Here is a 21039-nt window from a genome sequence, read left to right on the forward strand (position 1 = left end):
GGCACCGCTCGCGCCGGAAGGCCGACCGTTCACGGCGACGACCACGGTCACGGTACTCGGCGCGTCGTCCCGGCCCTCGCGACCTCCGCGCGACCACTCCGATTCCGCGCTATACCTCGAGTCATGCGCGCCCTCGCCGCGGCCCTCCTCCTCGCCTTCGCGCTCCCCGTCGTCGCCGCCACGCATCCCGCCGCCGTCCAGGACGACTACCCGCGCGCCCTCTCGGAGGCCCGCGCCCGCGGCGTCCCGCTCCTCGTGGACGTCTGGGCGCCGTGGTGACCCACCTGCCGCTTCATGCGGGCCTACGTCTTCACCGACCGTAAGCTCGAGCGGCTCGCCGGGCGGTTCGTCCGGCTCGACATCGACACCGAGAAGCCCGGGAACGCGGCCTTCGTCGAGCGGTTCCCCATCGACGCGTGGCCGACGCTGCTCGTCCTCGATCCCGTCACGGAGAAGGTCGTCGTGCGGTGGGCGGGCACGGCGACCGCCGAGCAGATCCTCTCCCTCGCCGACGACGGCGCCCACGCGATCCGCGCGCGCCAGGCCTCCGAGGCCGACGCCGCCCTCGCCCGCGCCGACGCGCTTCTCGGCGAGCGGCGCCACGCCGACGCCGCCGACGGCTACCGCGCGGCGCTCGCCGCCGGCGGCCCGCGCTGGACGGGGCGCGAGCGCGCCGTCGAGGCGCTCGTGCAGGCGACCGCGCTCGGGGGCGACTCGCGCGCCTGCGCCTCCGCCGCGATCGACGCGCTGCCCGCCCTCCCGCCGGGCGCGTCCCTCGCGCGGATCTCCGCGCAGGGGCTCGCCTGCGCGCTCGACCTCGACGAGGGGCCGCCGCGCCGCGCCGCGATCGCGAAGCTCGAGCCGGCCGCGCGCCGCGCCCTCGGCTTCCCGGGCGTGCTCGCCGACGATCGCTCCTGGCTCTTCGACGTCCTCTCGTCGGCGCGGGCAGCGGCCGGCGACGACGCCGGCTCGAAGGCGGTGGCGCGGCGCTGGCTCGCCTTCCTCGACGGGGAGGCCGCGCGCGCGACGACGCCCCTCGCGCGCTCCGCCTACGACGCCCAGCGGCTCCAGGCCGCGACGCGCCTCGGTGACCCCGCCCGCGTCCTCCCGGCGCTCCTCGCGTCGGAGCGCGCCCTCCCCGGCGACTTCGTGCCGCCGACGAACCTGGCGTCGCTCTATCTCCGTCTCGATCGCCCGAAGGACGCCCTCGCCGCCGCCGACCGCGCGCTCGCCCACGCCGAGGGGCCGCGCCGCGTGCGCGTCCTCGTCCTCCGCGCCCGCGCGGAGCGCGCCCTCGGCGACGCGGCCGCCGCCCGCGAGACCATCGCGCGGGCGATCCGCGAGGGCGAGGCGTTCCCCGAGGCGCTCCGGCCGAGGTCGGCGCTCGGCGAGGCGCGGCGGGTGCGGCAGGAGCTGGAGGGGGCCGGGGACGGGTAGGGCGGCGCCTCAGTCACACGGATACAGGCTCTCCGTCAGCCACCACTTCCCGCCCCGCTGCTCGAAGCAGAACGGCACGCCGGGGGTCGCGAGGTCCCGCGCCCGGAAGTCCAGGCACGGCCGCCCCACCGGCGCGGCCCTCGGGTCGCGCCGGAACGCGACGAGCACCGCGACCTCCTTCGCCCCCGCGAAGAACGCGCGGAGCGACGCGGGCCGGCCGCCGGCGGCGGCGGGAGCGCCGGGGCCGCCGAGCAGGACCCCGTGGAGCCAGCTCGCCGGGTTGCGCAGGTCGTGCTCGATCCGCGCCCGGGGCACGATCCGGCCGCCGCAGGAGAGCCCGTCCGGCGGCACGCGCGCGAGGATCGCCGCGACGTCGCCGCTCTCGATGTCGCGCTGGAGGCGCGCGCCGAGCCGGACCATCTCGTCCGCGATCGCGGCGCGCCGGCGCTCGAGCGCGTCCGCCGGCGGCGAGGGCGCGGCCTTCGCGCCGGGAGGCGTCGCGGCCGGGCCTGCGGGCGCGTGCGGCGCCGGGGAGGCCGGGCCCGCGGCGGCGAGGAGGAGCGCGAGCGCGGGGGCGAGCACGGCCTGACCGTAGGCGCCGGCGGGCCGGGCCGCAACGTCAGGGGATGCGGTACGTGAGGAGGTGCGCCTCGATCGGGCCGTTCCAGAGGCGGTGATCGATCGTGGGCCGGAGGGGGATCGCGCGGGCGAGGAGCGGGTTCCCGGAGAGGAGCACCGCGGTCCAGCCATGGTGCCGCGCGAGCATCTCGGCGAGCCCGCGGTAGAAGCCGCCGAGCTTCTTCTCCTGCACGCGCGCCTCCGCCGGGCTCGCGCCCTCGCCGGCGCCGCCGAGGCGCTCGCCGTAGGGCGGGTTCGAGACGATGGCGCCCGGCTCTACGTCGGCGAGCGGCTCGAGGTCGCGCGCGTCGGCCTGCTGGATCACCACGTCGGCGGCGAGCCCCGCCGCCTCCACGTTCCGCCGGAGCGCCAGGATCGCCTTCGGGTGGCCGTCGCGGGCGAGGATGGGCGCGGGCGCGCGCGGCAGCGCCTCGGCGCGCGCCTCCTCGCGCATGCGGTCCCAGGCGGACTGGATGGTGCCGCGGTACCCCGGCCAGCGCTGGAACCCGAAGGCCCGGCCCAGCCCGGGAGCGATCCGGCGCGCGCGGAGCGCGTGCTCGATGGCGAGGGTGCCGGAGCCGGCCATGGGATCGACGAACGGGCGCTCCGGGTCGACGCCGCCGAGGAGCAGGACCGCGGCCGCGAGCGTCTCCTTGAGCGGGGCCTCCGTCATCGCGGCGCGGTAGCCGCGCCGATGGAGCGGGCTCCCGGCGAGGTCGAGGGAGAGCGCGGCCTCGCCGCGCGCGAGGTGGAGCACGACGCGGACGTCGGGGTCCTTCGGATCGACGTCCGGGCGGGCGCCGTGCCGCTCGCGGAGCGCATCCACGATGGCGTCCTTCACCTTGAGCGCGGCGAACCCCGAGTGCGTGATGGCCGACGACGACACCGTCGCCTCCACGGCGAGGGTGGTGCGGAGCTCGATCCACGGCTCCCAGTCGAGCGCGCGGACGCCCTCGTAGAGCGCGTCCGCGGTCGGCGCCGGGAAGCGGCCGAGCTCGAGCAGCATCCGCATCGCCGTGCGGGCGTGGAGGCACCCGCGGAGCCCGGCCTCCATCGGCCCCTCGAACGCGACCCCCCCGCGGTCGCCGCGGACGCGGCCGAGGCCGAGCGCGACGAGCTCGCGGCGGAGGGCGCCCTCGGTGCCCTTGGCGCAGGTGGCGAAGAACCTCACGTTCAGGCCTCGCCGCCCGCCAGGAAGGAGGACGCGTCCTCGAACACGCCGATGCGGATCGAGCCCTTCGCGTGGCGCTTCGCGAGGTACATGAGCTCGTCCGCGCGGGCGGTCAGCTCGTCCACGTTGGCGGGCGGGGCGAGGAACACCGCCGCCCCGATGGAGAACCCGACGTTCCAGCCGCCGTGCCGCTCGACGGCGGCGAGGAGCGTCGCGCGGAGCCGGGCGAGGAGCGCCTCGGCCATGGCCGCGTCGGCCTCGGGCAGGAGGAGGCCGAACTCGTCGCCCCCGAGCCGCGCCACGGCGTCGACGGCGCGGGTCGCGTGGCGGAGCGTCTGGGCGACGGTGACGAGGAGCGCGTCGCCCTCGGCGTGGCCGAGCCGGTCGTTCACGAGCTTGAAGTCGTCGAGATCGACGTAGGCGATGGTGAGCGGGCGCCCGTGGCGCCGCGCGCGCTCGAGCTCGAGGCTCGCGGCCTCGAAGAACGCCCGGCGGTTCGCGATCTGCGTGAGCGCGTCGGTCCGCGCGAGCAGCTCCTCGCCCTCGAGGCGACCCTTGAGCGCGCCGAGCACCAGCACGAGCGCGAGGGAGGTGCCGAGGAGCATGAGCCCGTTCCAGACCAGCGTGGGCAGCGCGAGGTCGGCCGGCGTGTGCTGGAAGCGGTACAGGACGTCGGCGCCCGTGGAGACGCCGGCGCTCGCGAACGAGAGGACGATCCCGCCGCGGAGGGAGGCGAACCAGGTCCCGAACCCGATGGGGGCCAGGTAGAAGAGGATGAGCGACACGTCGCTGCGGGTGAGGTAGTCACCCGCACCCACGCACAGGATCATCCCGAACGCGCTCACCAGCCAGCCCGCCGGCGTGAGCGAGAGCGCCCCGGGGCGGGCTGCCTCGGCCGTGGGGACGGGCGTGGGCGCCGGGGCGCGTGAGGCGGCCGGCTTACGGGGCTCGGAGGCCCTGCTCGGGAGGATCGGTTCCACTGTCGCGGATGCTCCCCGACAGGAGTACACGGGCATGCGCGGTGTCAAGGCGCGAGGTGCGCTAACGGAGCCCCACGATCTCGATACGCCGGTTGGCCGCTCTTCCACGGACGGTGAAGTTCGGCAGGAGCGGGCTCTCGCCGCCGCGCCCCGCCCAGCTCAGGCGCTCGCGGGCAACTCCGAGGTCGACGAGCCGCTGCACGGCGGCCTGCGCCATCGCCGCCGAGAGCTTCGCGTCTCCCTCGGGATCGCTGGACGAGTCCACGAAGGCCTCGATCCGCGCCTTCACGTCGGATGAGGCGGAGAGCGCGACCGCGAGATCGGCGAGGCCGGCGTCGCGCTGGAGCTGCGCGGTGCGGGAGGCGAACGTCACGTCCTCGGCCACGAAGCGGCCCGCGCCGCCGAGGCGCCTCGCCCACTCCACCTGTCGCGGCGTCCTCGGCTGCGGGCGCGCGGGCGCGGGGCGCTCCACGACCTGCGGCGGGGGCGGCGGGGCCGGCTGGGCGGCGCGCGCCTCGGCGACCGCGAGCGCCCGGAGGGCCCGGGTCCGCTCGGCATCGAAGCAGCGCTTGCGCCCCGGATCCCCGAGCCGCGCGAGCATCGGCTGCGCCGTCTCGAGGATCGTGCGCCGGACGGCGGCCTCGGTCCGCTCGCCCGGCGCGGGCCGGACGGGCGCGGACGCGGCGAAGAGCAGCTCGCGCTGCGGCGAGAGCGCGAGCCGCACGCTCACGACGAGCGCGGGGTCGGACCCCTTCGACCGCCCCTCGACCGCGCCGTGCAGCGCCGCGTCCGCCCCGAGGATCCCGGCGAGCTCGAGCGCGAGGCTCGGCGAGACGCCCTCGGGCAGCTCGAGCGGCGTGTCCCGGAACAGCGCGCGGAGCTCGGCGACCGGGAACACCCGCGTGCGGGCGGCGTCCACGCCGGACAGGATCGCCGAGGTCGCGGCCTCCGCCGCGAGCGGGGTGTCCGACGCGTTCTCGAACGGCGCGACGAGGAGGCACCGCACGCGGGCGAGCTCCGCGGCTCGCAGCACCGTGGCGTCGGCTGCCGGCGGCGGCTCGGGCGCGGCCGCGCGGGGCGCCGCGCAGGCGGCGGCCGCCGCCGCGAGGACGAGGAGGAGGAGGCGCATCGGCGCCATCCTACCCCGGGCGGGACGGGCGGGGGCGTCACGCGGGCGCGGGGCGGGCGGCGACGTCACGATTCCGTCGCAAACGGGCCATCCGGTCGACACATCCCCGTGCGTTAAGGTGGGTCCGTGACGTCCGTACTCCTGGTGGACGACGAGCGCGATCTCCTCTCGCTGGTCGACTTCAACCTCCGCGCGGCCGGGTTCGAGACGCTCCTCGCGACGACCGGCGAGCAGGCGCTCGCCCACCTGCGGCGGCGCGTCCCCGACCTCGTGCTGCTCGACGTGATGCTCCCGGACGTCTCCGGGACCGAGGTCTGCCGGCGCATCAAGTCGGACGCGCGCACGAGGCACGTGCCGGTCGTGATGCTCACCGCCAAGGGCGAGGAGGTCGATCGCGTCGTCGGGTTCGAGCTCGGCGCGGACGACTACGTGACGAAGCCGTTCAGCGTCCGCGAGCTGGTCCTGCGGCTGAAGGCGGTGCTGCGCCGCGGCGCCGGCGGCCCGGCGGAGCGGCCGCCGGAGTCGGTGGGGCCGATCCGCATCGACGTCGACGCCCACCGGGCGTTCGCGGACGGCGTCGAGATCCCGCTCACCCCCCTCGAGTTCAAGCTGCTCCTCACGCTCATGTCGCGGCTCGGGCGCGTGCAGTCGCGGGAGCAGCTCCTCGAGGACGTGTGGGACATGTCGTCGGAGGTGGAGACGCGCACCGTCGACACCCACGTGAAGCGGCTCCGTGAGAAGCTGGGGTCCGGGCGGGACCTCCTCGAGACCGTCCGGGGAGTCGGTTATCGACTGGTGGACCCGAGCGAGAAGAGGTGAGGGCGGGATGCTCGGCCGGACCCCGCTCGCCGCCGCGATCCGCGCGCTCCGCGAGGAGCTCGCCGGCGGGCCGCGGGCCGACCTCGGGCGCGACGTGCGCGAGCTCGAGGAGCTGCTCGCGCAGCGGGAGCTCCGGCGGTTCGCGACGGTCCGCGGTCCCGCCGAGCAGGAGCTGCTCGCGGCGCTCCCCGACGCCGCCGCGCTCGTCTCCAAGGAGGGCTGGGTCCGGGCCTCGAACGCCGCGTTCGACACGCTCGCGGCGACGGGGCGGGCCGCGGGGCTGACCCCCCTCGAGATCACGCGCTCCGCGGAGCTGCACGAGGCGGTGCGGCGGGCGCTCGAGGGCACCGCCCGGCGCCTCGAGCTCACCATCCAGCGCCGGACGTACCTCGCCCACCTCTCGCCGCTGCTCCGCGGCGAGGTGCTCGTCCTCCTCCGCGACGTCACCGAGGCGAAGCGCGCCGCCGCGACCCGCCGCGACTTCGTGGCGAACGCGAGCCACGAGCTCCGGACCCCGATCTCCGCGATCCGCGCCGCCGCCGAGACGCTGCTCTCCGGGGCGATGGACGATGCCACCGCCGCGCACGGGTTCGTCGAGATCGTCGCGCGGCAGGCCGACCGGCTCTCCCGCCTCACGCAGGACCTCCTCGACCTCTCCAGGATCGAGTCGAAGCAGTGGACGCTCGAGGTCGCACCCGTCGACGCCGCGCCCTTCGCGCGCCAGGCGCTCGAGCCCGCGGTGGTGGCGGCGCGCGAGAAGGGGCTCGCGCTGCGGAGCGAGGTACCGGAGGGCACGATCGTCCGCGCCGACCCCCGCGCGCTCGAGCAGGTGCTCGTGAACCTCGTGGACAACGCCGTGAAGTACACCGCCGAGGGCAGCGTCGCGATCCGCGCCGCGCGCGAGGGGAACGACTGGATCATCTCGGTCGTCGACACCGGCCCCGGCATCGAGCGGCACCACCTGGAGCGGATCTTCGAGCGGTTCTACCGCGTCGACGCCGGACGCTCCCGCGAGGCGGGCGGCACCGGCCTCGGCCTCGCGATCGTGAAGCACCTCGTCCAGGGCATGGGCGGCGAGATCGGGGTCGAGAGCGGCGCCGGCGGGTCGCGGTTCTGGGTGCGGCTCCCCGCGGTTTGACCCACCGGCGCCGGTGCCCGGCGTCCCGCGAGCCGCGGGTCACCCGCGACGGCGGTCACCTCCGAAAGCGAACGGGGTCGGCCCCGCGAGGGACCGACCCCGTTGCTCGACGCCGAGCCGTCCTAGAACGAGAGCTGCGCGAAGAGGCCGACCTCGTCGTAGGTGCCCTTCTCGCCGGCGACGGTGGACCCGATCGTCCCGTTCGAGGTGGAGAGCGTGCCCGACTTCACCTGCTCGCGCTTGTAGACGAGCGCGAGGTCGACGGGCTTGACCGGCTCGTACTGGATGCCGCCGTTCACGTAGACGTCCTTCAGGTCCGAGCTCGTGTCCTTCTTCGGCTGCACGTAGTCGGCGCGCGCGAAGAGCGTGAGCGCCGGCACGATCTCGTACGATGCCCAGGCGGAGCCGCCGATCGCCTTGTCGGTCGGGGCCGTGCCCGTGACGATCGCCTTGTCGTAGTTCTTCGCGACGAAGCCGGAGACGCCCACCCGGGCGCCGCCGCCGACCCACGCGACGAGCGCGTCGGCGCGCTGGGCCTTGTTGGGCGTCGCCGTGCCGACGACGTTCTGGCCGAGGTACCCGGTCTGCCCGCCGACGGCGAGCGTGAGCCCCTTCACCGGGACGAGGGCGAGGCGCGCCTCGACCGCCGGGGCGCGCGTGCGGGTCGGATCGCCGTAGCCGCGGCCGTTCACCGCCGACACGGCGTAGTCCACCAGGCCGCCGGCGAGCTTGCCGCCCGCGTGGAGACCCCAGTCCGCCGAGGTGGCGAGCTTCACGCGATCGGTGAGCACGTTCTCGACGTAGCGGAACCCGTAGAGATCCTCGACGAACGGCACCCAGGGGAGATCCGCGGCGCCGGCCTTCACGCCGAGCTCCGGCGCGACCTTCGCCTCGAGGTACGCGTGCTTCACGAACACGTCGAACTTCCCGTTGGTCAGGTTGCCGATGTCGGTCCGGATCCGGGCGCGCCACACCTCGTCGAACGTGTGGTCGACGCCGAGGTAGAAGCGCTTCACGTCGAGCGAGGTGCCGACGCCCTTGTCGGCCGAGACGTCGCGGCCGTCGTCCATGTTCTGGCGGTACGTGTAGTCGGCGTAGATCTTCCCGGAGACGACCGTCTTCGGGGTGGCCGCCTTCGGGGCGGGGGCGGGGGCGGCGGCGTCGACGGTGGGGCTCGTGGGCGCGGCGGGCGCCGCGGGGGCCGCGGGGGCCGTCGTGTCGGGGGTGGCCTGGGCGCGGGCGGTGCCCGCGAGGCCGAGGGCGACGAGTGCTGCGGCGGTCGTGAATCTCATGGTCGAGCGTGTCTCCCGGGCGGCGGAGGCCGCCCCTGTCGTCCCGGGCGCTGGGGCGTCCGGGCCCCGGCTCGTGTGGCCGGCGCACGCGCAAGCTGAACCCCGTCCGGGGCGGACCGGTGAGGCGCTCGTTACGCTTGGGCAACTTCGACGCGGGCGGGCGCGGCCAGGGTGTGGGCGCGGCCGATGAACGCGCGCGCGAGGGCGGTCGCCCGTTACACGCAGCGGCGGATCGGCAAACGTCGCGGCATCGCCACACCACCGTCACACGGCCGGGCGTACATAGCGCCGCGAAAGCCAACCAAAGGACACTCCGACAATGAAGAAGCTCCTCCTCGTCGCAGCGCTCGCGGTCGCCGGGACCGCGTCCGCCGCGAACAAGCTCCTCGTCACCGGCGCCGGCGCGACCTTCCCGTTCCCGCTCTATTCGAAGTGGTTCTCCGAGTACAACAAGCTCAACCCCGATCTCCAGTTCAACTACCAGTCGATCGGCTCGGGCGGCGGCATCCAGCAGATCACGAACAGGACGGTCGACTTCGGCGCGTCCGACGCTCCGATGAAGGACGCGCAGCTCGCGGCGGCGCCCGGGACCGTCCACATCCCGACCGTCCTCGGGGCGGTGGTGGTCACCTACAACGCTCCGATCACGCAGCTGCGCCTGACCCCGGAGACGCTCTCCGGGATCTACCTCGGCAAGATCACGAAGTGGAACGATCCCGCGCTCGCCAAGGTGAACCCCGGCGTGAAGCTGCCCGACACGGACATCGCCGTGATCCACCGGTCCGACGGCTCCGGTACGACCAACATCTTCACGGACTACCTGTCGAAGGTCTCCCCGGAGTGGAAGGAGAAGGTCGGCGCGTCCACGAGCGTGAAGTGGCCCGCCGGGCTCGGCGCGAAGGGCAACGAGGGCGTCACGGGCCTCGTGAAGCAGACCCCCGGCGCGATCGGATACGTGGAGCTCGCGTACGCCAACCAGAACAAGCTCCCGATGGCCGAGCTCCAGAACAAGGACGGCGTCTTCGTGAAGGCGACGATGCAGTCCACCTCGAGCGCCGCCGCGGGCGTGGCGATGCCGGACGACTTCCGGGTCTCGATCACGAACGCCTCTGGCAAGGATGCGTACCCGATGGCTTCGTTCACCTACATCCTCGTGCCGCGCGATCAGCAGGACGCCGCGAAGGGTGCGGCGGTCGTGAACTTCCTCTGGTGGGCGGTACACGACGGGCAGCGGTTCGCGGAGCCGCTCGAGTACGCTCCCCTGCCGAAGGCGGTGGTCGCGAAGGTCGAGGCGAAGCTCAAGTCCCTCACCGTGCTGGGCAAGCCCGTAGCGATCCAGGCCGCCCGCTGACGGCGCGTCCCCGGGCGATGCCTGGTCGATCCGAATCGCTACCGGGTCGTCACCGGATCGTCACACGGCGGGGCCTATAACGGCGCGCGTTCGGCGACCGGGCCGCGCAGCCGGTTCACGGTGCAGGACGTCGCCAGGTCCCGATGACCATGCATCTTCCGGGGCGCCCGAGCCCGCGACCGACCGACAGAGAGGGTTCCCCACCCGTGCCCAGCCCCGCCGAGATCACCGGCGCCCAGCTCTCCGTGACGCCGTCCATCGCCCGGTCGCGACGGTTCGGAAACGCCGGCGACCGGGTCTGGGCGACCGTGCTGGTCGCGCTCGGTGGCGCCGTGCTGCTCATCGCCGGCGTGATCGTGTGGTCGCTGTTCGGCCTGTCCCGTCCCCTCGCCGGGTTGATCTCCATCCCGCGCTTCCTCGCGGGCCAGGACTGGGATCCGGTCGCCTCCTCGTTCGGCGCGCTCCCCTTCATCTACGGGACGCTCGTGACGAGCGCCGTCGCGATGGTGGTCGCGCTGCCGGTCTCGGTCGGGCTCGCGGTGTTCATGGTCGAGTTCGCGCCGGCGCGCGCCCGGCCGATCGTCTCCTTCCTGGTGGAGACGCTCGCCGCGATCCCCAGCGTGGTGTACGGGCTCTGGGGCCTGTTCGTCCTCGTCCCCTGGCTCCGCGGCTCGCTGGAGCCGGCGCTCGTCCACACCCTGGGCTTCCTGCCGCTGTTCAAGGGGCCCTCCGTCGGTCTCGGGTACCTCGGCGCCGGCCTGATCCTCGCCGTGATGATCCTGCCGACGATCTCATCGGTGACGACCGAGGTGCTGAAGACGGTGCCGCCACCGCTGCGCGAGGGCGCCCTCGCGCTCGGCGCGACGCGCTGGGAGGCGATCCGGATGGCGATCCTGCCGTACGCCCGCGGCGGCATCATGGGCGCCGCCCTCCTCGGGCTCGGGCGGGCCCTCGGCGAGACGATGGCGGTGACGATGGTCATCGGGAACTCGCCCGAGATCCACGCCTCGCTGCTCGCGCCGGGCTACTCCCTGCCGTCGGTCATCGCGAACGAGTTCGCCGAGGCCGCCTCCCCGGAGCACCTCGCCGCGCTGGCGGGGCTCGGGCTCGTGCTGTTCGGCCTGAGCATCGTGCTGAACGCGGTCGCGCGACTCCTCGTGCACCGCGTCCAGGGGTCGGCCGGGAGGATCGCGTGAACCGGCTCACGTGGCGCCGGACGGTCAACGTCGTCATGATCGCCCTCGCCGGCGCCTCGGTGCTGGTCGCACTCGTGCCGCTCGCGTCGCTGCTCTGGCTGGTCGTCTCGAGGGGCGCGGCCGGCCTCTCGTGGACCTTCTTCACGCACCTGCCCACGCCCGTCGGCGAGCCCGGCGGCGGCGTCGGCAACGCGCTCCTCGGCACGCTGTTCCTCGTCGGGCTCGCGTCGCTCATCGGCCTGCCGCTCGGGATCGGCGCGGGCGTGTTCCTCGCCGAGCACGGCGACCGCCCGTTCGGCCGCCTCGTCCGCTTCACCGCCGAGGTCCTCGGCGGCGTCCCGTCCATCGTCATCGGCATCGTCGCGTACGGCCTCATCGTCGTGCCGATGAGGCGCTTCTCCGGCCTCGCCGGCGCCATCGCTCTCGCCCTCCTCATGGTGCCGACCCTGGCCCGCGCCACCGAGGAGCTCGTCCGGCTCGTGCCGGGCGCGCTCCGCGAGGCCTCGCTCGCGCTCGGCGTCCCCGAGTGGAAGACCTCGCTCCGCATCGTCCTCCGCACGGCGCTGGGCGGGATCGTCACCGCCGTCCTCCTCGCCGTCGCCCGGGCGGCCGGCGAGACGGCGCCCCTGCTCTTCACCGCGCTCAACAACCAGTACTGGAACTTCGCTCCGGACCAGCCCACCGCGTCGCTCACCGTGCAGATCTTCAACTACGCGATCAGCCCCTACGAGGACTGGCACCAGAAGGCCTGGACCGCCGCCCTCGTGCTCCTCATCCTCGTCGGCGGGCTGAACCTGGCCGCGCGGTTCCTGATGCGGACCAGCCACCTGCGGGAGCAGCGATGAGCGCGGCCCCTCCGAAGATCGCTGTGGAAGGCCTCCAGGCCTACTTCCGCAGCAGCCATGTGCTCCACTCGGTCACGACGACGATCCCGGCCCTGTCGGTCACGGCGATCATCGGGCCGTCGGGCTGCGGGAAGTCCACGTTCCTGCGCTGCCTCAACCGCATGCACGAGCTCACGCCCGGCGCGCGGATCGAGGGCACCATCCGCCTCGACGGCCAGGACGTCCACGGCCGCGACGTGGATCCGGTGTCCCTTCGCCGGCGCGTCGGGATGGTCTTCCAGCGGCCGAACCCGTTCCCCACCATGTCCATCTTCGACAACGTGGCGTCCGGGCTGCGGCTCAACGGGATGGGCGGCGATCACGAGGTCATCGTCGAGCGGTGCCTCCGCCAGGCGGCGCTGTGGGACGAGGTGAAGGACCGCCTGAAGGCCTCGCCGCTCTCGCTCTCCGGCGGGCAGCAGCAGCGGCTCTGCATCGCGCGGGCGCTCGCCGTCGAGCCGGAGGTGCTGCTCATGGACGAGCCGGCGAGCGCGCTCGATCCGATCGCGACGGCGAAGATCGAGGACCTCATCCACGAGCTGAAGGCCAGCTACACCATCGCCATCGTCACCCACAACATGCAGCAGGCCGCTCGCGTGTCGGACCAGACCGCCTTCTTCTACATGGGCGATCTCATCGAGGTCGGGCCGACCGAGCAGATCTTCACGAACCCGCGCGAGCAGCGAACCGAGGATTACGTCACCGGGAAGTTCGGGTAGCCTCGCCGAGCGCGCCGGAGCGGCGGAGACGATCATGCCCACGACCCACACCGACAAGTCCTACGAGGCGGAGCTCAAGGGGATCCGCGATCGCCTCCTCGAGATGGGCGGGCTCGTCGAGCGCGCCATCGCGGCGAGCGTCCGTGCGGTCACCGAGCGCGACACCGCGCTCGCAGAGGACATCAAGCTCAAGGACCGCGAGATCAACAGGATGGAGGTGGACATCGACGGTGCCTGCCGGCGCGTCCTCGCCCTCCGCCAGCCCGCCGCGTCCGACCTCCGCTTCGTCACCACCGCCCTCAAGATCGTGACCGACCTCGAGCGGATGGGCGACCTCGCCGTGAACATCGCCGAGCGCGCCATCGACCTGAACCAGGCGCCGGCGCTCGGCCCCCTGCACGACCTGTCGAAGCTCGCCGATCTCTCCGAGGCGCAGCTCAAGAAGGCGCTCGACGCGTTCGTGACCCGGGACGTCGAGAAGGCGGAGGAGGTGATGCGCGGCGACGACCTGCTCGACACGCTGTACCTCAAGATCTTCAACGACCTGCTCGGGCTCATGATGGAGGACTCGCGGAACATCCGGCGCGCGACGGCCATCATGTTCGCCGCGAAGCACCTCGAGCGCTTCGGCGACCACGCGACGAACCTGGCGGAGATGGTCGTCTACATGGTCCGCGGGACCGACATCCGGCACCCGAGGAGCCGGGCGCTCGAAGGTACTCCTCACGAGTAGGTCGCAGGTTCGCGTCCGCGCTTGCGCGGACGGGGGATGCCATCGCCGGCGGCCGGTGCGTGCGCCATCCTCTTCGGTCGTTGCACGGGCCGGAGGCCGAGCGGAGTGCCGCCCGGCCGCCGCGTGACGATTTCGTGAACTCGCCCATGACGTCCCGCTCGAGCGGCGGTTCCGGGTTAGGAGTGTCGCCGCCGTTCCACGGAGACTCCGGATGCGCGAAACCTTCTACGCCTGCACGTTCGATTCCCTTTCCGAGCGGCGCCTCGCCCACGTCCGTGCCTGGGACGCCGGCGAGGCGATGGAGCTGTTCGTCGCGGAGCTGGAGGGCGATGGCGTGGCGGAGCCCGGTGACGTGGAGGTGGCGCCGCTCGGCGGCCGCCCGTGCTCTCGCGCGCGCTACCGTCCGCGGGGCGACATCTCGACCCTGCAGTAGACGCGCGGTGCGCGGACCGTCGGGGCGGCTCGGCTGCCTGCGACGGCCAGGTAGCTCACGTCCGCCGTGGTCGCGGCCCGCTCGCGCCGCCCACCGTTCCGGTCGCTCCCGAGCTCGTGCCCCTCACCTGCCTCCGCCCGGCGCGGCGGGCTGGGCGGGCTGGGTGACCGCTCCCGTCCCCGTCCCCGTCGACGCTCCGGTGCCGGTCGCCGCGCCTGGCGTCGTGGTTCCGGCCGTGCCAGGCATCGTCGTGGTGCCCGCCGTGCCCGGCGTGCCGCTCCCGGTGCCGGGCGAGCCCACGCCGCTCGTCCCGGTCGCGCCGGGGACGACACAGTGGACGGCGCCCGTGGTCGTCGCGGAGCTGCCCGTCCCGCCGGTCGCGGTCGCGCCCGTCGTTCCCGTCCCCGTCGAGGTCGAGCCGGTGGCGCCGAGGCTCGTGTCGGGCACGGTGCCCGGCGGGCAGGACTGCGCGGTGGTCGAGGTCCCCGGGGTGGTCGTCGTGCCGGGCGTCGCGCTGCCGGCCGCGCCCGCGGTGGTGCCGGTCGAGCCGGTGGTGCCGACGCCGGGCCCGGTGCCGGTCGTTCCCGCCTGCGCGAGGGCCAAGGCGGGCAGGGCGGCGAGCGCCGCCTGAATGATGCGCCTCATCATGTGTGTGCCTCCCGTCACTGACGGATGCGCATCGCCGCCGGTGTCCGCCCGGACGCCGGCGAGGCGCCGCGGGCGCGCGGCGGGCGCGTCCTCAGGAGACGAGGAGGCGCGCGGCGAGCCCCGCGAACACGCCGAGGAGGGCGCCCGCGCCGACGTCGAGCGGGTAGTGCGCCCCCAGGTAGACGCGCGAGAGGCCGATCCCCACCGCGAGGAGCAGCGCGCAGGGCCCGATCCCGTACGGCTCGTCCGCGAGCGCCACCGCCACGCCGAACGCGGCCGAGGTGTGGCCGGACGGGAACGAGAACCGGTCCGGGTTCGCGGCGAGCGCCTCGAACCCGGCGATGGCGCTGTCGGGGCGGGCGCGCGTGAGGCTGCGCTTCAGCGCCTGCGAGAGCAGCGTCGCGAGGATCGTCCCGGCGCCGATCCGCAGGCCGAGGTGCCTGCCGCGCGGCGTGGAGGTCGCGAAGCACGCGACGCCGATCGCCGTCCAGCCCTTCCCGTCGCCGACCGCGGTGAGCGCCCGGGCGATCACCGTCCGGCACGGACCCCGGAACCGCTGCACCGACACGAGCAGCGCCTCGTCGAAGGAGAGGATCCGCCGCAGCCGGCCCTCGCGGACCACGACGCCGTCCGCGTCCACGGCGATGGCCCCCTCGACGCCCGGCAGCTCCGGTCCTCGATCGCTCGGTTCGCTCATCGCGGTGCAGGGTGGCGCGCCCGTGCCTCGATGGCGTGCCCTCCCTGCAACGTCTGCGTGAACTCCCCTTCGAGCAACTCCCCGAAGGCGGCGAAGAGCTCGCCTGCCAGGTACCTCGTCCCGGGTGCGTCGCGGAGCCGGTGGATCCGGAGGATCCCGTTCGCGGCCGGATCCGACGGCCGGGCGAGGTTCATCCGGATCCGCTCGACGCGCGCGCCGCGGTGCAGCAGCGTGACGATGTCTCCCTCGACGGACTCGACCAGGGCGACGTGCGTGTAGAGGTCGTTCCGCCGGCCGTCGTGGTTGCGGTCGTAGGTGTCGTGGAAGAACGCGAGGTCGCCGGGGCGGGGCCGAGCCACGTCGTGGCTCGCGTCGTGCAGCGACTCGGACCGCGAGCGGCCCGGCCCCAGCCGGATCCCCAGCCCGGCGGCGCGATACGCGTCGAGCACGAAGCCGGAGCAGTCGAGCGCGGGGCGCGTGCCGAGGCGGCGTCGCGCGGCCGCCAGGATCCGCTGGCGCGCCCGGGCGAGGGCCGGATCCTCGGGCGCGGGCTCGGCGTCGTCCCCGGCGCGGGCGCCGGGCTCGCGCTCGTCGCCCGGCCGCGCGTCCTCGCCGGCGCCCGGCGCGTCCGCGCCTGCGTCCGTGGTGGCGTCCTCGCCGGTCTCGTCCTCGTCCGGCCCGGCGTCGTCTCCCGTGGCCTCGTGCGTCGCCGCGGCCGCGGCGGAGGGCGCGCCGGCGCCGGGCCCCTCCGGCGCGGGCCGCGGGTGGAACGTGGCGCACCCGCCGAGGAGCAGCGCCGCGAGCGCGATGGACGCCGGGCGGATCACGCCGCCCGTCGCTCCGGGGAGGGCGCGCCGGGCACGACGCCGAGGCGCGCGAGCTGGCGGTCCTGTACCCGCGCCAGCAGGAGCTGCGCCGCGACCGCGCCGCAGAGGGCCATGAACATGTCCCACTGCGTGTCCCAGGGATCGCCCTGCGTGCCGAGGAACGCGTCCGCGCCCTGGCCCAGCAGGACCGCGGCGAGCCACTCCACGAGCTCGTACAGCGCCGAGATCGCCAGCGCGACGCTCGTGCAGAGCGTGAACAGCCACCGCCCGGGGCGGAGCGGCGAGGTCCGGAGCAGCACCTCGCGCGCGACGAGGGCGGGCACGAACCCCTGCATCACGTGGCCGAGGCGGTCGTAGTGGTTCCGCGCGAGCCCGAGCGCGTCCCGGAGCCAGAAGCCGAGCGGGACCTCCGCGTAGGTGTACCGGCCCCCGATGCACAGCACCGCCGCGTGGAGCGCCACGAGCACGTAGAGGAGCGGCGAGAGCGGGAACCGCCGCCGCGTCGCGACGAGCACGGGGAGCGCGAGGAGGACGGGCGCGACCTCCATGAGCCACGTCCCGCGGTCCTTCGGCGCGAGGCCGGACCAGGCCAGCACCGCGAGGACGAGCGCGAGGAGCGCGGCGGGGAGGCGGGCACTCGTGGCGGTGGTCATCGCTCGGCGAGCTCCTGCAGGGGGCGGCCGTCCACGATACCCGAAACGTCGCCCGCCGGGGCGAAGCCGAGGGCCTGCGCGCGCCGCGCCAGCTCCGCGAGCTGGGGCGCGAGCGGATCGGCCAGGGGCTCGAGCCGGGAGAAGGCGTCCGCGAGGACGTGCGAGGGGAGCGGCTTCCCCGCGAGCGTCGCGTACGCGGCGTTCGCGGCCGCGGCGAACGCGTCGCGGTCGCGCTGCCACCGGCGCGTGAGCTCCACGTGCGCGCGGAGGAGGGCGAGGATCTCCGCGCGCCGGGCCTCGAGCGCGCGGACCGACACGGCGAGGACCGTGATCGGGAAGCGCCCGTCGGGCCAGAGCGTCCGCTCGTCCACGAGGATCCGGCCGCCGGCCTCGGCGACGAGGCGCGCGCCCCACGGCTCGGGGACCCAGGCGCCGGCGAGCTCACCTCGCGCGAAGAGCGAGAGGATGTCGGGGTTCGAGAGCGGCGTCACGTTCACCTGCCCCGGGCCGTCGCCCGCGGCGAGGCCGTTCGCCCGCAGCCACGTCCGGAGCGCCACGTCTTGCGTGTTCCCGAGCTGCGGGGACGCGACGCGCTTCCCGGCGAGGTCCGCCGCGGTCCGCGCGTCCTTCACGACGAGGACCGCGCCGCCCGAGGCTGCGCCGGCGATGACGCGGATCGCCTCGCCGTGCGTCCGGAGGAAGGCGATCGCGGCGGGGCCGGGGCCGACGTACGTGGCCTCGAGGTCGCCGGCCACGAGCGCCTCCATCGCCGCCGGGCCCGCGTTGAAGACCCGCGACACGAGCCTCCCCTCGAGCGCCCGGGAGAGCGTTCCGTCCGCGACGCCCACCAGCGCCTGCGCGTGCGTGACGTTCGGGAAGTAGCCGAGCCGGAAGGGACCGCCGGCGGGCGCGCCGCGCAGCTTGCAGCCGGCGAGGGCGAGCGCGGCGAGGGCGAGCGCGAGGACCGGGCGGCGCATTCGAGACCTCCGGGGCGACGGTCGCTCAGGCCGCCTCGACGAGCCCCCAGCGGCGGCGGACCCGCAGCTCGAGGAACCGGAACACCACCTGATCGACAGCGACGCCGATCGCGACGATGCAGATCATGACGCCCATGACCTGCGCCGCGTCGAGCAGCTCGCGCCCCTGCGAGAGGAGCTGGCCGAGGCCGCCGGCCACGAAGAGCAGCTCCCCCGCCATGAGCGCGCGCCACGCGAAGCTCCACCCGAGCTTCAGCCCCGTGAGGATGCCGGGGAGCGCCGCGGGGAGGAGCACGCCGAGGACGAAGCGCGGCCCGCGGATGCCGAGCGTCCCGGCTGCGCGGAGCAGCACCGGGTCGATCCCGGAGACGCCGTCTTCCGTGGCGATCGCGACGGCGAGCAGCGAGCCCATCACGACCACGAAGAGGATGGCGGTCTCCGAGAGGCCGAACCAGAGCACCGCGAGGGGCAGCCAGCAGATGGACGGGAGCGCCTGGAGCCCGAGCACGGCGGGCCGGAGCGCCTGCTGCACGAGCGTGCTCCGCGCCATCGCGATGCCGAGCGGTACGCCGATCGACGCGGACATCGCGTAGCCCTGGGCGAGGCGCGAGAGCGACCGCGCCGTGGCGGCGCCGAGCCGGCCGTCGCCGGCGAGCTGCCCGATGCTGCCCGCGACCGCCACGGGGCCCGGGAAGAGCCAGCGCGGCCACGGGCCGAACCTAGAGAGGAGCTCCCACAGGAGCAGCGGGACGAGGAGGAAGGTCGCCGTCCGGACCAGGTCGCGCATCGGGTGCCTCCGCGGGTGCCGTGCGGGCCTCGCCCGCCTCCTCCGCCCGGCGCAGCTCGTCGCGGATCCGGCGCGACATCTCGACGAGCGCGGGATCATCGGGATCGCGCGGGCGCGGCAGGTGGACCTCGAGATCCTGCAGCACGCGACCGGGCCGGGCGGCCATCACCACCACGCGGTCGCCGAGGAGCAGCGCCTCGCGGACGTCGTGCGTGACGAACACGACCGTCTTCCGGTCGCGGAGCCAGATCCGCTGCAGGAGCTCGTGCATGTGGCTGCGGGTCTGCGCGTCGAGCGCCGCGAACGGCTCGTCCATCAGGAGCACGGCCGGATCCATCGCGAGGGCGCGAGCGAGCTGGACGCGCATCCGCATCCCGCCCGAGAGCTGGTGCGGGAGCGTCTCCTCGAAGCCCTCGAGGTGGACGAGCCGGACGTATGCGCGCGCTCGCTCGTCGGCGTCGCCACGGGAACGGCCGCGGGCGCGCAGCGCGAACACGAGGTTCTGGCGGACGGTGAGCCAGGGGAAGAGCGCCGGCTCCTGGAAGACGAGCAGGCGGTCCGGGCCCGGCCCTCTCACCTGCACGCCGTCCACCGAGATGTGCCCGCCGCTCGGCGAGATGTGGCCCGCGAGGGCGTAGAGCAGGGTGGTCTTCCCGCAGCCGGACGGCCCCACGAGGCAGACGAACTCGCCGGGGTGGACCGACACGTTCACGTCCTGCAGCGCGACGAGGTTCGCGAACCGGTGGCCCACCCGCGAGACGTCGATCTTGGGGGGACCGAGCCGGGCGCGGCGCGGGATGAGGAGGTCGCGCACCGCCAGGGGGCGGCGCCTCGAGCCGAGACGCGCGACGAGCTCCCTCCACATGACGGCACAATGTGCGTTCCCGTGCACCCGGTGGCCTGCCCGTCAGGACGGTCCGATGGGGTCCCGAGCCCGCCCCACGAGGGGCGGTTCAGGGGAGACCATCAGGGTCGGTACACGAGCAGCCGGCACCTCAGCCCGCCGTTCAAGACCGGCACCGCGGACACCGGCTCGGCGGGGAGCAGCCGCTCGTACCCCCGGTCCGGGCCGAGGACGGTGACGTCCCACCCGGCGAGGCGGGGGAAGAGCGCCGCGAGGGCTCGCCACGCCGCGGCGGCGTCCTCGTCGAGGCGCACCCCGTACGGCGGATTCACCGCGCAGAGCCCCGGGCCCGGCGGCGGGACGACCTGCGCCGCGTCCGCCCGCGCGAAGGTGATCGCGCCCGCGATCCCCGCCGCCTCGGCGTTCTTGCGCGCGAGGCGGAGCGCGCCGCCGTTCCGGTCCGAGGCGTGGATCGGCACCGCGACCGGGCGCGCCTCGGCGGCGAGGCGCGCGCGCAGCCGCTCGAGCCGCGCCGGATCGTGGCCGGGCAGGGACTCGAGGGCGAAGGTCCGGCCGAGGCCCGGCGCCCGGCGGGCGGCGACCAGCGCGGCCTCGATGGCGATGGTGCCCGAGCCGCACATCGGGTCGAGGAAGGGCGAGGCGCCGTCCCACCCGCGGGCGAGGACGAGGGCCGCGGCGAGGGACTCGCGCAGGGGCGCCGCGCCGATCCGCGCCCGCCACCCGCGCCGGAAGAGCGGCGCGCCGGCCGCGTCCACGGACAGTGTCGCGCGCCCTCCGTCCGCGCGCGTCACGAGCGGCAGCGGCCCGGCGCGCCTGGCCACCGCTCGCCTCGCCCGGCCGAGCTCGTCGGCGCCGCCTTCCCAGAGCCGGAGCAGCACCGCGTCCGCGACGCGCGACGCGAGGCACGCCCGCGCGGCCGCGTCGTCGCCCTCGGCCTCGGCGCCGCCGGGCGTCGCGCGCGCGGCGAGACCGAGCCGGGCGAGCTCCGCGGCGAGGACCGGCTCCAGGCCCGGCGCGCAGGCGCAGAAGATCCGCTCCGCCTTCACGCCTACTTCCCGAGCCGGAGGGTCAGCTTTACGAGCGCGTCCCGGCGGCACGCCACCGTGGCGCGAGCGGTGCGGCGGCCGCGCCGCTCGGCGCGGACCGCGATCGGCTCGCCGGGCGTGCAGTCGAGGCCGGCCAGGACCGGCGCCTCCCCGCGGGGGACGCCGCCGACGGTGACGAGCGCGCCGGGCGGGTCCGTCTCGATGGACAGCGCGAACCCGGAGAACGGCGCGACCTCCTCGCCGGTGCCGGCGTCGCGCCGGGCCTGGATCGGCGCGAGCACCGCGTCGCCGCCCGGCGCGCCGGCGGCGGCGGCGGCGGAGTCGGCCGCTCCCGCGGCCGGAGGCCCTCCACCGCGGCAGCGCGCGGCGAGGCCGAACCCGAGCACCAGCAGGAGGGCGGCGCCGATGAGCGCGAGCGCGACGGCCGCTCGCCCGCCGGCGCCGGGGCGTCGCGGCGGGCGCGGCGAAACGGCGGCGGCGGCCTCCGGGGCCGCGACCTGTGCGGCCTCGAGCCGTTCCTCGGGCCCCCCGGGCGCCTCGCCGTCCGGTCCATCCTGTCCCGGCATGGCGCGCATCTTAACTCCGCGGCGGGTGCGCGTGCGGGCGCCGTTGCCGGGCCCCTCCCGCCGCGTGTAGGCT

At 75.2% G+C, this 21039-nt stretch carries 24 protein-coding genes; 11 read left to right on the forward strand and 13 right to left on the reverse strand.

The genetic code is table 11. The features are described 5' to 3' along the window. Nucleotides 1-123 precede the first annotated feature (123 nt). Both AMOR_RS15045 and AMOR_RS15050 read left to right on the forward strand, forming a co-directional pair. Complete coding sequence (locus AMOR_RS15045; RefSeq protein ID WP_248352371.1) at nt 124-279, forward strand: thioredoxin family protein; 156 nt, start codon at nt 124-126, stop codon at nt 277-279. 15 nt (nt 280-294) lie between these two features. Continuing rightward, nucleotides 295-1437 carry an SPFH domain-containing protein gene (locus tag AMOR_RS15050; protein WP_248352372.1) on the forward strand — a complete coding sequence of 381 codons (1143 nt, stop codon included), beginning with the start codon at nt 295-297 and terminating at the stop codon, nt 1435-1437. A gap of 9 nt (nt 1438-1446) precedes the next feature. Here the strand turns inward: AMOR_RS15050 and AMOR_RS15055 are convergent, their stop codons facing one another. The 4 genes from AMOR_RS15055 to AMOR_RS15070 form a co-directional block, all read right to left on the reverse strand. Further along, nucleotides 1447-2019 (reverse strand): hypothetical protein, encoded by a 573-nt coding sequence (locus AMOR_RS15055; protein ID WP_248352373.1) that lies wholly within the window; start codon nt 2017-2019, stop codon nt 1447-1449. Nucleotides 2020-2056: 37 nt separating this feature from the next. Continuing rightward, nucleotides 2057-3226: a THUMP domain-containing class I SAM-dependent RNA methyltransferase gene (locus AMOR_RS15060; RefSeq protein ID WP_248352374.1), complete on the reverse strand. Its 1170-nt coding sequence runs from the start codon at nt 3224-3226 to the stop codon at nt 2057-2059. A gap of 2 nt (nt 3227-3228) precedes the next feature. Further along, the gene (locus AMOR_RS15065) at nt 3229-4206 is read right to left on the reverse strand and encodes a GGDEF domain-containing protein (protein WP_248352375.1); all 978 of its coding nucleotides are present in this window, start codon (nt 4204-4206) and stop codon (nt 3229-3231) included. Between the two features lie 61 nt (nt 4207-4267). Further along, nucleotides 4268-5335: an OmpA family protein gene (locus tag AMOR_RS15070; protein WP_248352376.1), complete on the reverse strand. Its 1068-nt coding sequence runs from the start codon at nt 5333-5335 to the stop codon at nt 4268-4270. 126 nt (nt 5336-5461) lie between these two features. On the opposite strand from AMOR_RS15070, the gene AMOR_RS15075 reads away from it, so the two are divergent. Next, nucleotides 5462-6154: a response regulator gene (locus AMOR_RS15075; RefSeq protein ID WP_248352377.1), complete on the forward strand. Its 693-nt coding sequence runs from the start codon at nt 5462-5464 to the stop codon at nt 6152-6154. Between the two features lie 7 nt (nt 6155-6161). After that, nucleotides 6162-7292, forward strand: coding sequence for a sensor histidine kinase (locus tag AMOR_RS15080; RefSeq protein WP_248352378.1), 1131 nt, complete (start codon nt 6162-6164; stop codon nt 7290-7292). Between the two features lie 122 nt (nt 7293-7414). On the opposite strand, the gene AMOR_RS15085 is transcribed toward AMOR_RS15080, so the two are convergent. Further along, nucleotides 7415-8584, reverse strand: coding sequence for a hypothetical protein (locus AMOR_RS15085; protein WP_248352379.1), 1170 nt, complete (start codon nt 8582-8584; stop codon nt 7415-7417). Nucleotides 8585-8903: 319 nt separating this feature from the next. On the opposite strand from AMOR_RS15085, the gene pstS reads away from it, so the two are divergent. From pstS to AMOR_RS15120, 7 genes are all read left to right on the forward strand, one after another. Further along, nucleotides 8904-9935, forward strand: a complete 1032-nt coding sequence (gene pstS / locus AMOR_RS15090; protein ID WP_248352380.1) for a phosphate ABC transporter substrate-binding protein PstS — start codon at nt 8904-8906, stop codon at nt 9933-9935. A gap of 206 nt (nt 9936-10141) precedes the next feature. Beyond that, nucleotides 10142-11131: a phosphate ABC transporter permease subunit PstC gene (gene pstC / locus AMOR_RS15095; protein ID WP_248352381.1), complete on the forward strand. Its 990-nt coding sequence runs from the start codon at nt 10142-10144 to the stop codon at nt 11129-11131. After that, nucleotides 11128-11976: a phosphate ABC transporter permease PstA gene (gene pstA / locus AMOR_RS15100; protein WP_248352382.1), complete on the forward strand. Its 849-nt coding sequence runs from the start codon at nt 11128-11130 to the stop codon at nt 11974-11976. Before pstC ends, pstA begins: the two co-directional genes overlap by 4 nt. Continuing rightward, on the forward strand, nt 11973-12734 hold the full coding sequence (gene pstB, locus AMOR_RS15105; protein ID WP_248352383.1) for a phosphate ABC transporter ATP-binding protein PstB: 762 nt from the start codon (nt 11973-11975) through the stop codon (nt 12732-12734). The genes pstA and pstB overlap by 4 nt, the downstream gene beginning before the upstream one ends. Nucleotides 12735-12768: 34 nt before the next feature. After that, on the forward strand, nt 12769-13467 hold the full coding sequence (gene phoU, locus AMOR_RS15110) for a phosphate signaling complex protein PhoU (protein ID WP_248352384.1): 699 nt from the start codon (nt 12769-12771) through the stop codon (nt 13465-13467). Nucleotides 13468-13678: 211 nt separating this feature from the next. Next, nucleotides 13679-13900 (forward strand): hypothetical protein, encoded by a 222-nt coding sequence (locus AMOR_RS15115; RefSeq protein WP_248352385.1) that lies wholly within the window; start codon nt 13679-13681, stop codon nt 13898-13900. A gap of 235 nt (nt 13901-14135) precedes the next feature. Continuing rightward, a complete protein-coding gene (locus AMOR_RS15120) occupies nt 14136-14531 on the forward strand; it encodes a hypothetical protein (RefSeq protein WP_248352386.1) in 396 nt (131 codons plus the stop codon). Between the two features lie 108 nt (nt 14532-14639). Here the strand turns inward: AMOR_RS15120 and AMOR_RS15125 are convergent, their stop codons facing one another. The 8 genes from AMOR_RS15125 to AMOR_RS15160 all read right to left on the reverse strand — a co-directional run bounded on the left by AMOR_RS15125 (nt 14640) and on the right by AMOR_RS15160 (nt 20966). Then, complete coding sequence (locus AMOR_RS15125) at nt 14640-15245, reverse strand: phosphatase PAP2 family protein (protein WP_248352387.1); 606 nt, start codon at nt 15243-15245, stop codon at nt 14640-14642. Beyond that, entirely contained in the window at nt 15242-16072 is an 831-nt protein-coding gene (locus tag AMOR_RS15130; protein WP_248352388.1) for an NlpC/P60 family protein, read from the reverse strand. Before AMOR_RS15130 ends, AMOR_RS15125 begins: the two co-directional genes overlap by 4 nt. After that, complete coding sequence (locus AMOR_RS15135) at nt 16069-16725, reverse strand: DUF2238 domain-containing protein (RefSeq protein WP_248352389.1); 657 nt, start codon at nt 16723-16725, stop codon at nt 16069-16071. Before AMOR_RS15135 ends, AMOR_RS15130 begins: the two co-directional genes overlap by 4 nt. After that, a complete protein-coding gene (locus tag AMOR_RS15140) occupies nt 16722-17702 on the reverse strand; it encodes an ABC transporter substrate-binding protein (RefSeq protein ID WP_248352390.1) in 981 nt (326 codons plus the stop codon). Before AMOR_RS15140 ends, AMOR_RS15135 begins: the two co-directional genes overlap by 4 nt. A 25-nt stretch (nt 17703-17727) precedes the next feature. Further along, nucleotides 17728-18489, reverse strand: a complete 762-nt coding sequence (locus AMOR_RS15145; protein ID WP_248352391.1) for an ABC transporter permease — start codon at nt 18487-18489, stop codon at nt 17728-17730. Next, on the reverse strand, nt 18422-19354 hold the full coding sequence (locus AMOR_RS15150; protein ID WP_248352392.1) for an ABC transporter ATP-binding protein: 933 nt from the start codon (nt 19352-19354) through the stop codon (nt 18422-18424). The genes AMOR_RS15145 and AMOR_RS15150 overlap by 68 nt, the downstream gene beginning before the upstream one ends. A 101-nt stretch (nt 19355-19455) precedes the next feature. Next, entirely contained in the window at nt 19456-20400 is a 945-nt protein-coding gene (locus AMOR_RS15155) for a THUMP domain-containing class I SAM-dependent RNA methyltransferase (protein ID WP_248352393.1), read from the reverse strand. Between the two features lie 2 nt (nt 20401-20402). Beyond that, nucleotides 20403-20966: a PEGA domain-containing protein gene (locus AMOR_RS15160; RefSeq protein WP_248352394.1), complete on the reverse strand. Its 564-nt coding sequence runs from the start codon at nt 20964-20966 to the stop codon at nt 20403-20405. Nucleotides 20967-21039: the final 73 nt, after the last annotated feature.

This window comes from Anaeromyxobacter oryzae (assembly GCF_023169945.1).
GTDB classification, from domain to species: Bacteria; Myxococcota; Myxococcia; order Myxococcales; family Anaeromyxobacteraceae; genus Anaeromyxobacter; species Anaeromyxobacter oryzae.

What these genes read in the sequence shown, in the direction of transcription:
- AMOR_RS15045 (WP_248352371.1), top strand. Translation starts at nt 124, where the DNA reads ATGCGCGCCCTCGCCGCGGCCCTCCTCCTCGCCTTCGCGCTCCCCGTC.
- AMOR_RS15050 (WP_248352372.1), top strand. Translation starts at nt 295, where the DNA reads ATGCGGGCCTACGTCTTCACCGACCGTAAGCTCGAGCGGCTCGCCGGG.
- AMOR_RS15070 (WP_248352376.1), bottom strand. Translation starts at nt 5,335, where the DNA reads ATGCGCCTCCTCCTCCTCGTCCTCGCGGCGGCGGCCGCCGCCTGCGCG.
- AMOR_RS15080 (WP_248352378.1), top strand. Translation starts at nt 6,162, where the DNA reads ATGCTCGGCCGGACCCCGCTCGCCGCCGCGATCCGCGCGCTCCGCGAG.
- AMOR_RS15085 (WP_248352379.1), bottom strand. Translation starts at nt 8,584, where the DNA reads ATGAGATTCACGACCGCCGCAGCACTCGTCGCCCTCGGCCTCGCGGGC.
- pstS (WP_248352380.1), top strand. Translation starts at nt 8,904, where the DNA reads ATGAAGAAGCTCCTCCTCGTCGCAGCGCTCGCGGTCGCCGGGACCGCG.
- pstB (WP_248352383.1), top strand. Translation starts at nt 11,973, where the DNA reads ATGAGCGCGGCCCCTCCGAAGATCGCTGTGGAAGGCCTCCAGGCCTAC.
- phoU (WP_248352384.1), top strand. Translation starts at nt 12,769, where the DNA reads ATGCCCACGACCCACACCGACAAGTCCTACGAGGCGGAGCTCAAGGGG.
- AMOR_RS15115 (WP_248352385.1), top strand. Translation starts at nt 13,679, where the DNA reads ATGCGCGAAACCTTCTACGCCTGCACGTTCGATTCCCTTTCCGAGCGG.
- AMOR_RS15125 (WP_248352387.1), bottom strand. Translation starts at nt 15,245, where the DNA reads ATGAGCGAACCGAGCGATCGAGGACCGGAGCTGCCGGGCGTCGAGGGG.
- AMOR_RS15135 (WP_248352389.1), bottom strand. Translation starts at nt 16,725, where the DNA reads ATGACCACCGCCACGAGTGCCCGCCTCCCCGCCGCGCTCCTCGCGCTC.
- AMOR_RS15140 (WP_248352390.1), bottom strand. Translation starts at nt 17,702, where the DNA reads ATGCGCCGCCCGGTCCTCGCGCTCGCCCTCGCCGCGCTCGCCCTCGCC.
- AMOR_RS15145 (WP_248352391.1), bottom strand. Translation starts at nt 18,489, where the DNA reads ATGCGCGACCTGGTCCGGACGGCGACCTTCCTCCTCGTCCCGCTGCTC.
- AMOR_RS15150 (WP_248352392.1), bottom strand. Translation starts at nt 19,354, where the DNA reads ATGTGGAGGGAGCTCGTCGCGCGTCTCGGCTCGAGGCGCCGCCCCCTG.
- AMOR_RS15160 (WP_248352394.1), bottom strand. Translation starts at nt 20,966, where the DNA reads ATGCCGGGACAGGATGGACCGGACGGCGAGGCGCCCGGGGGGCCCGAG.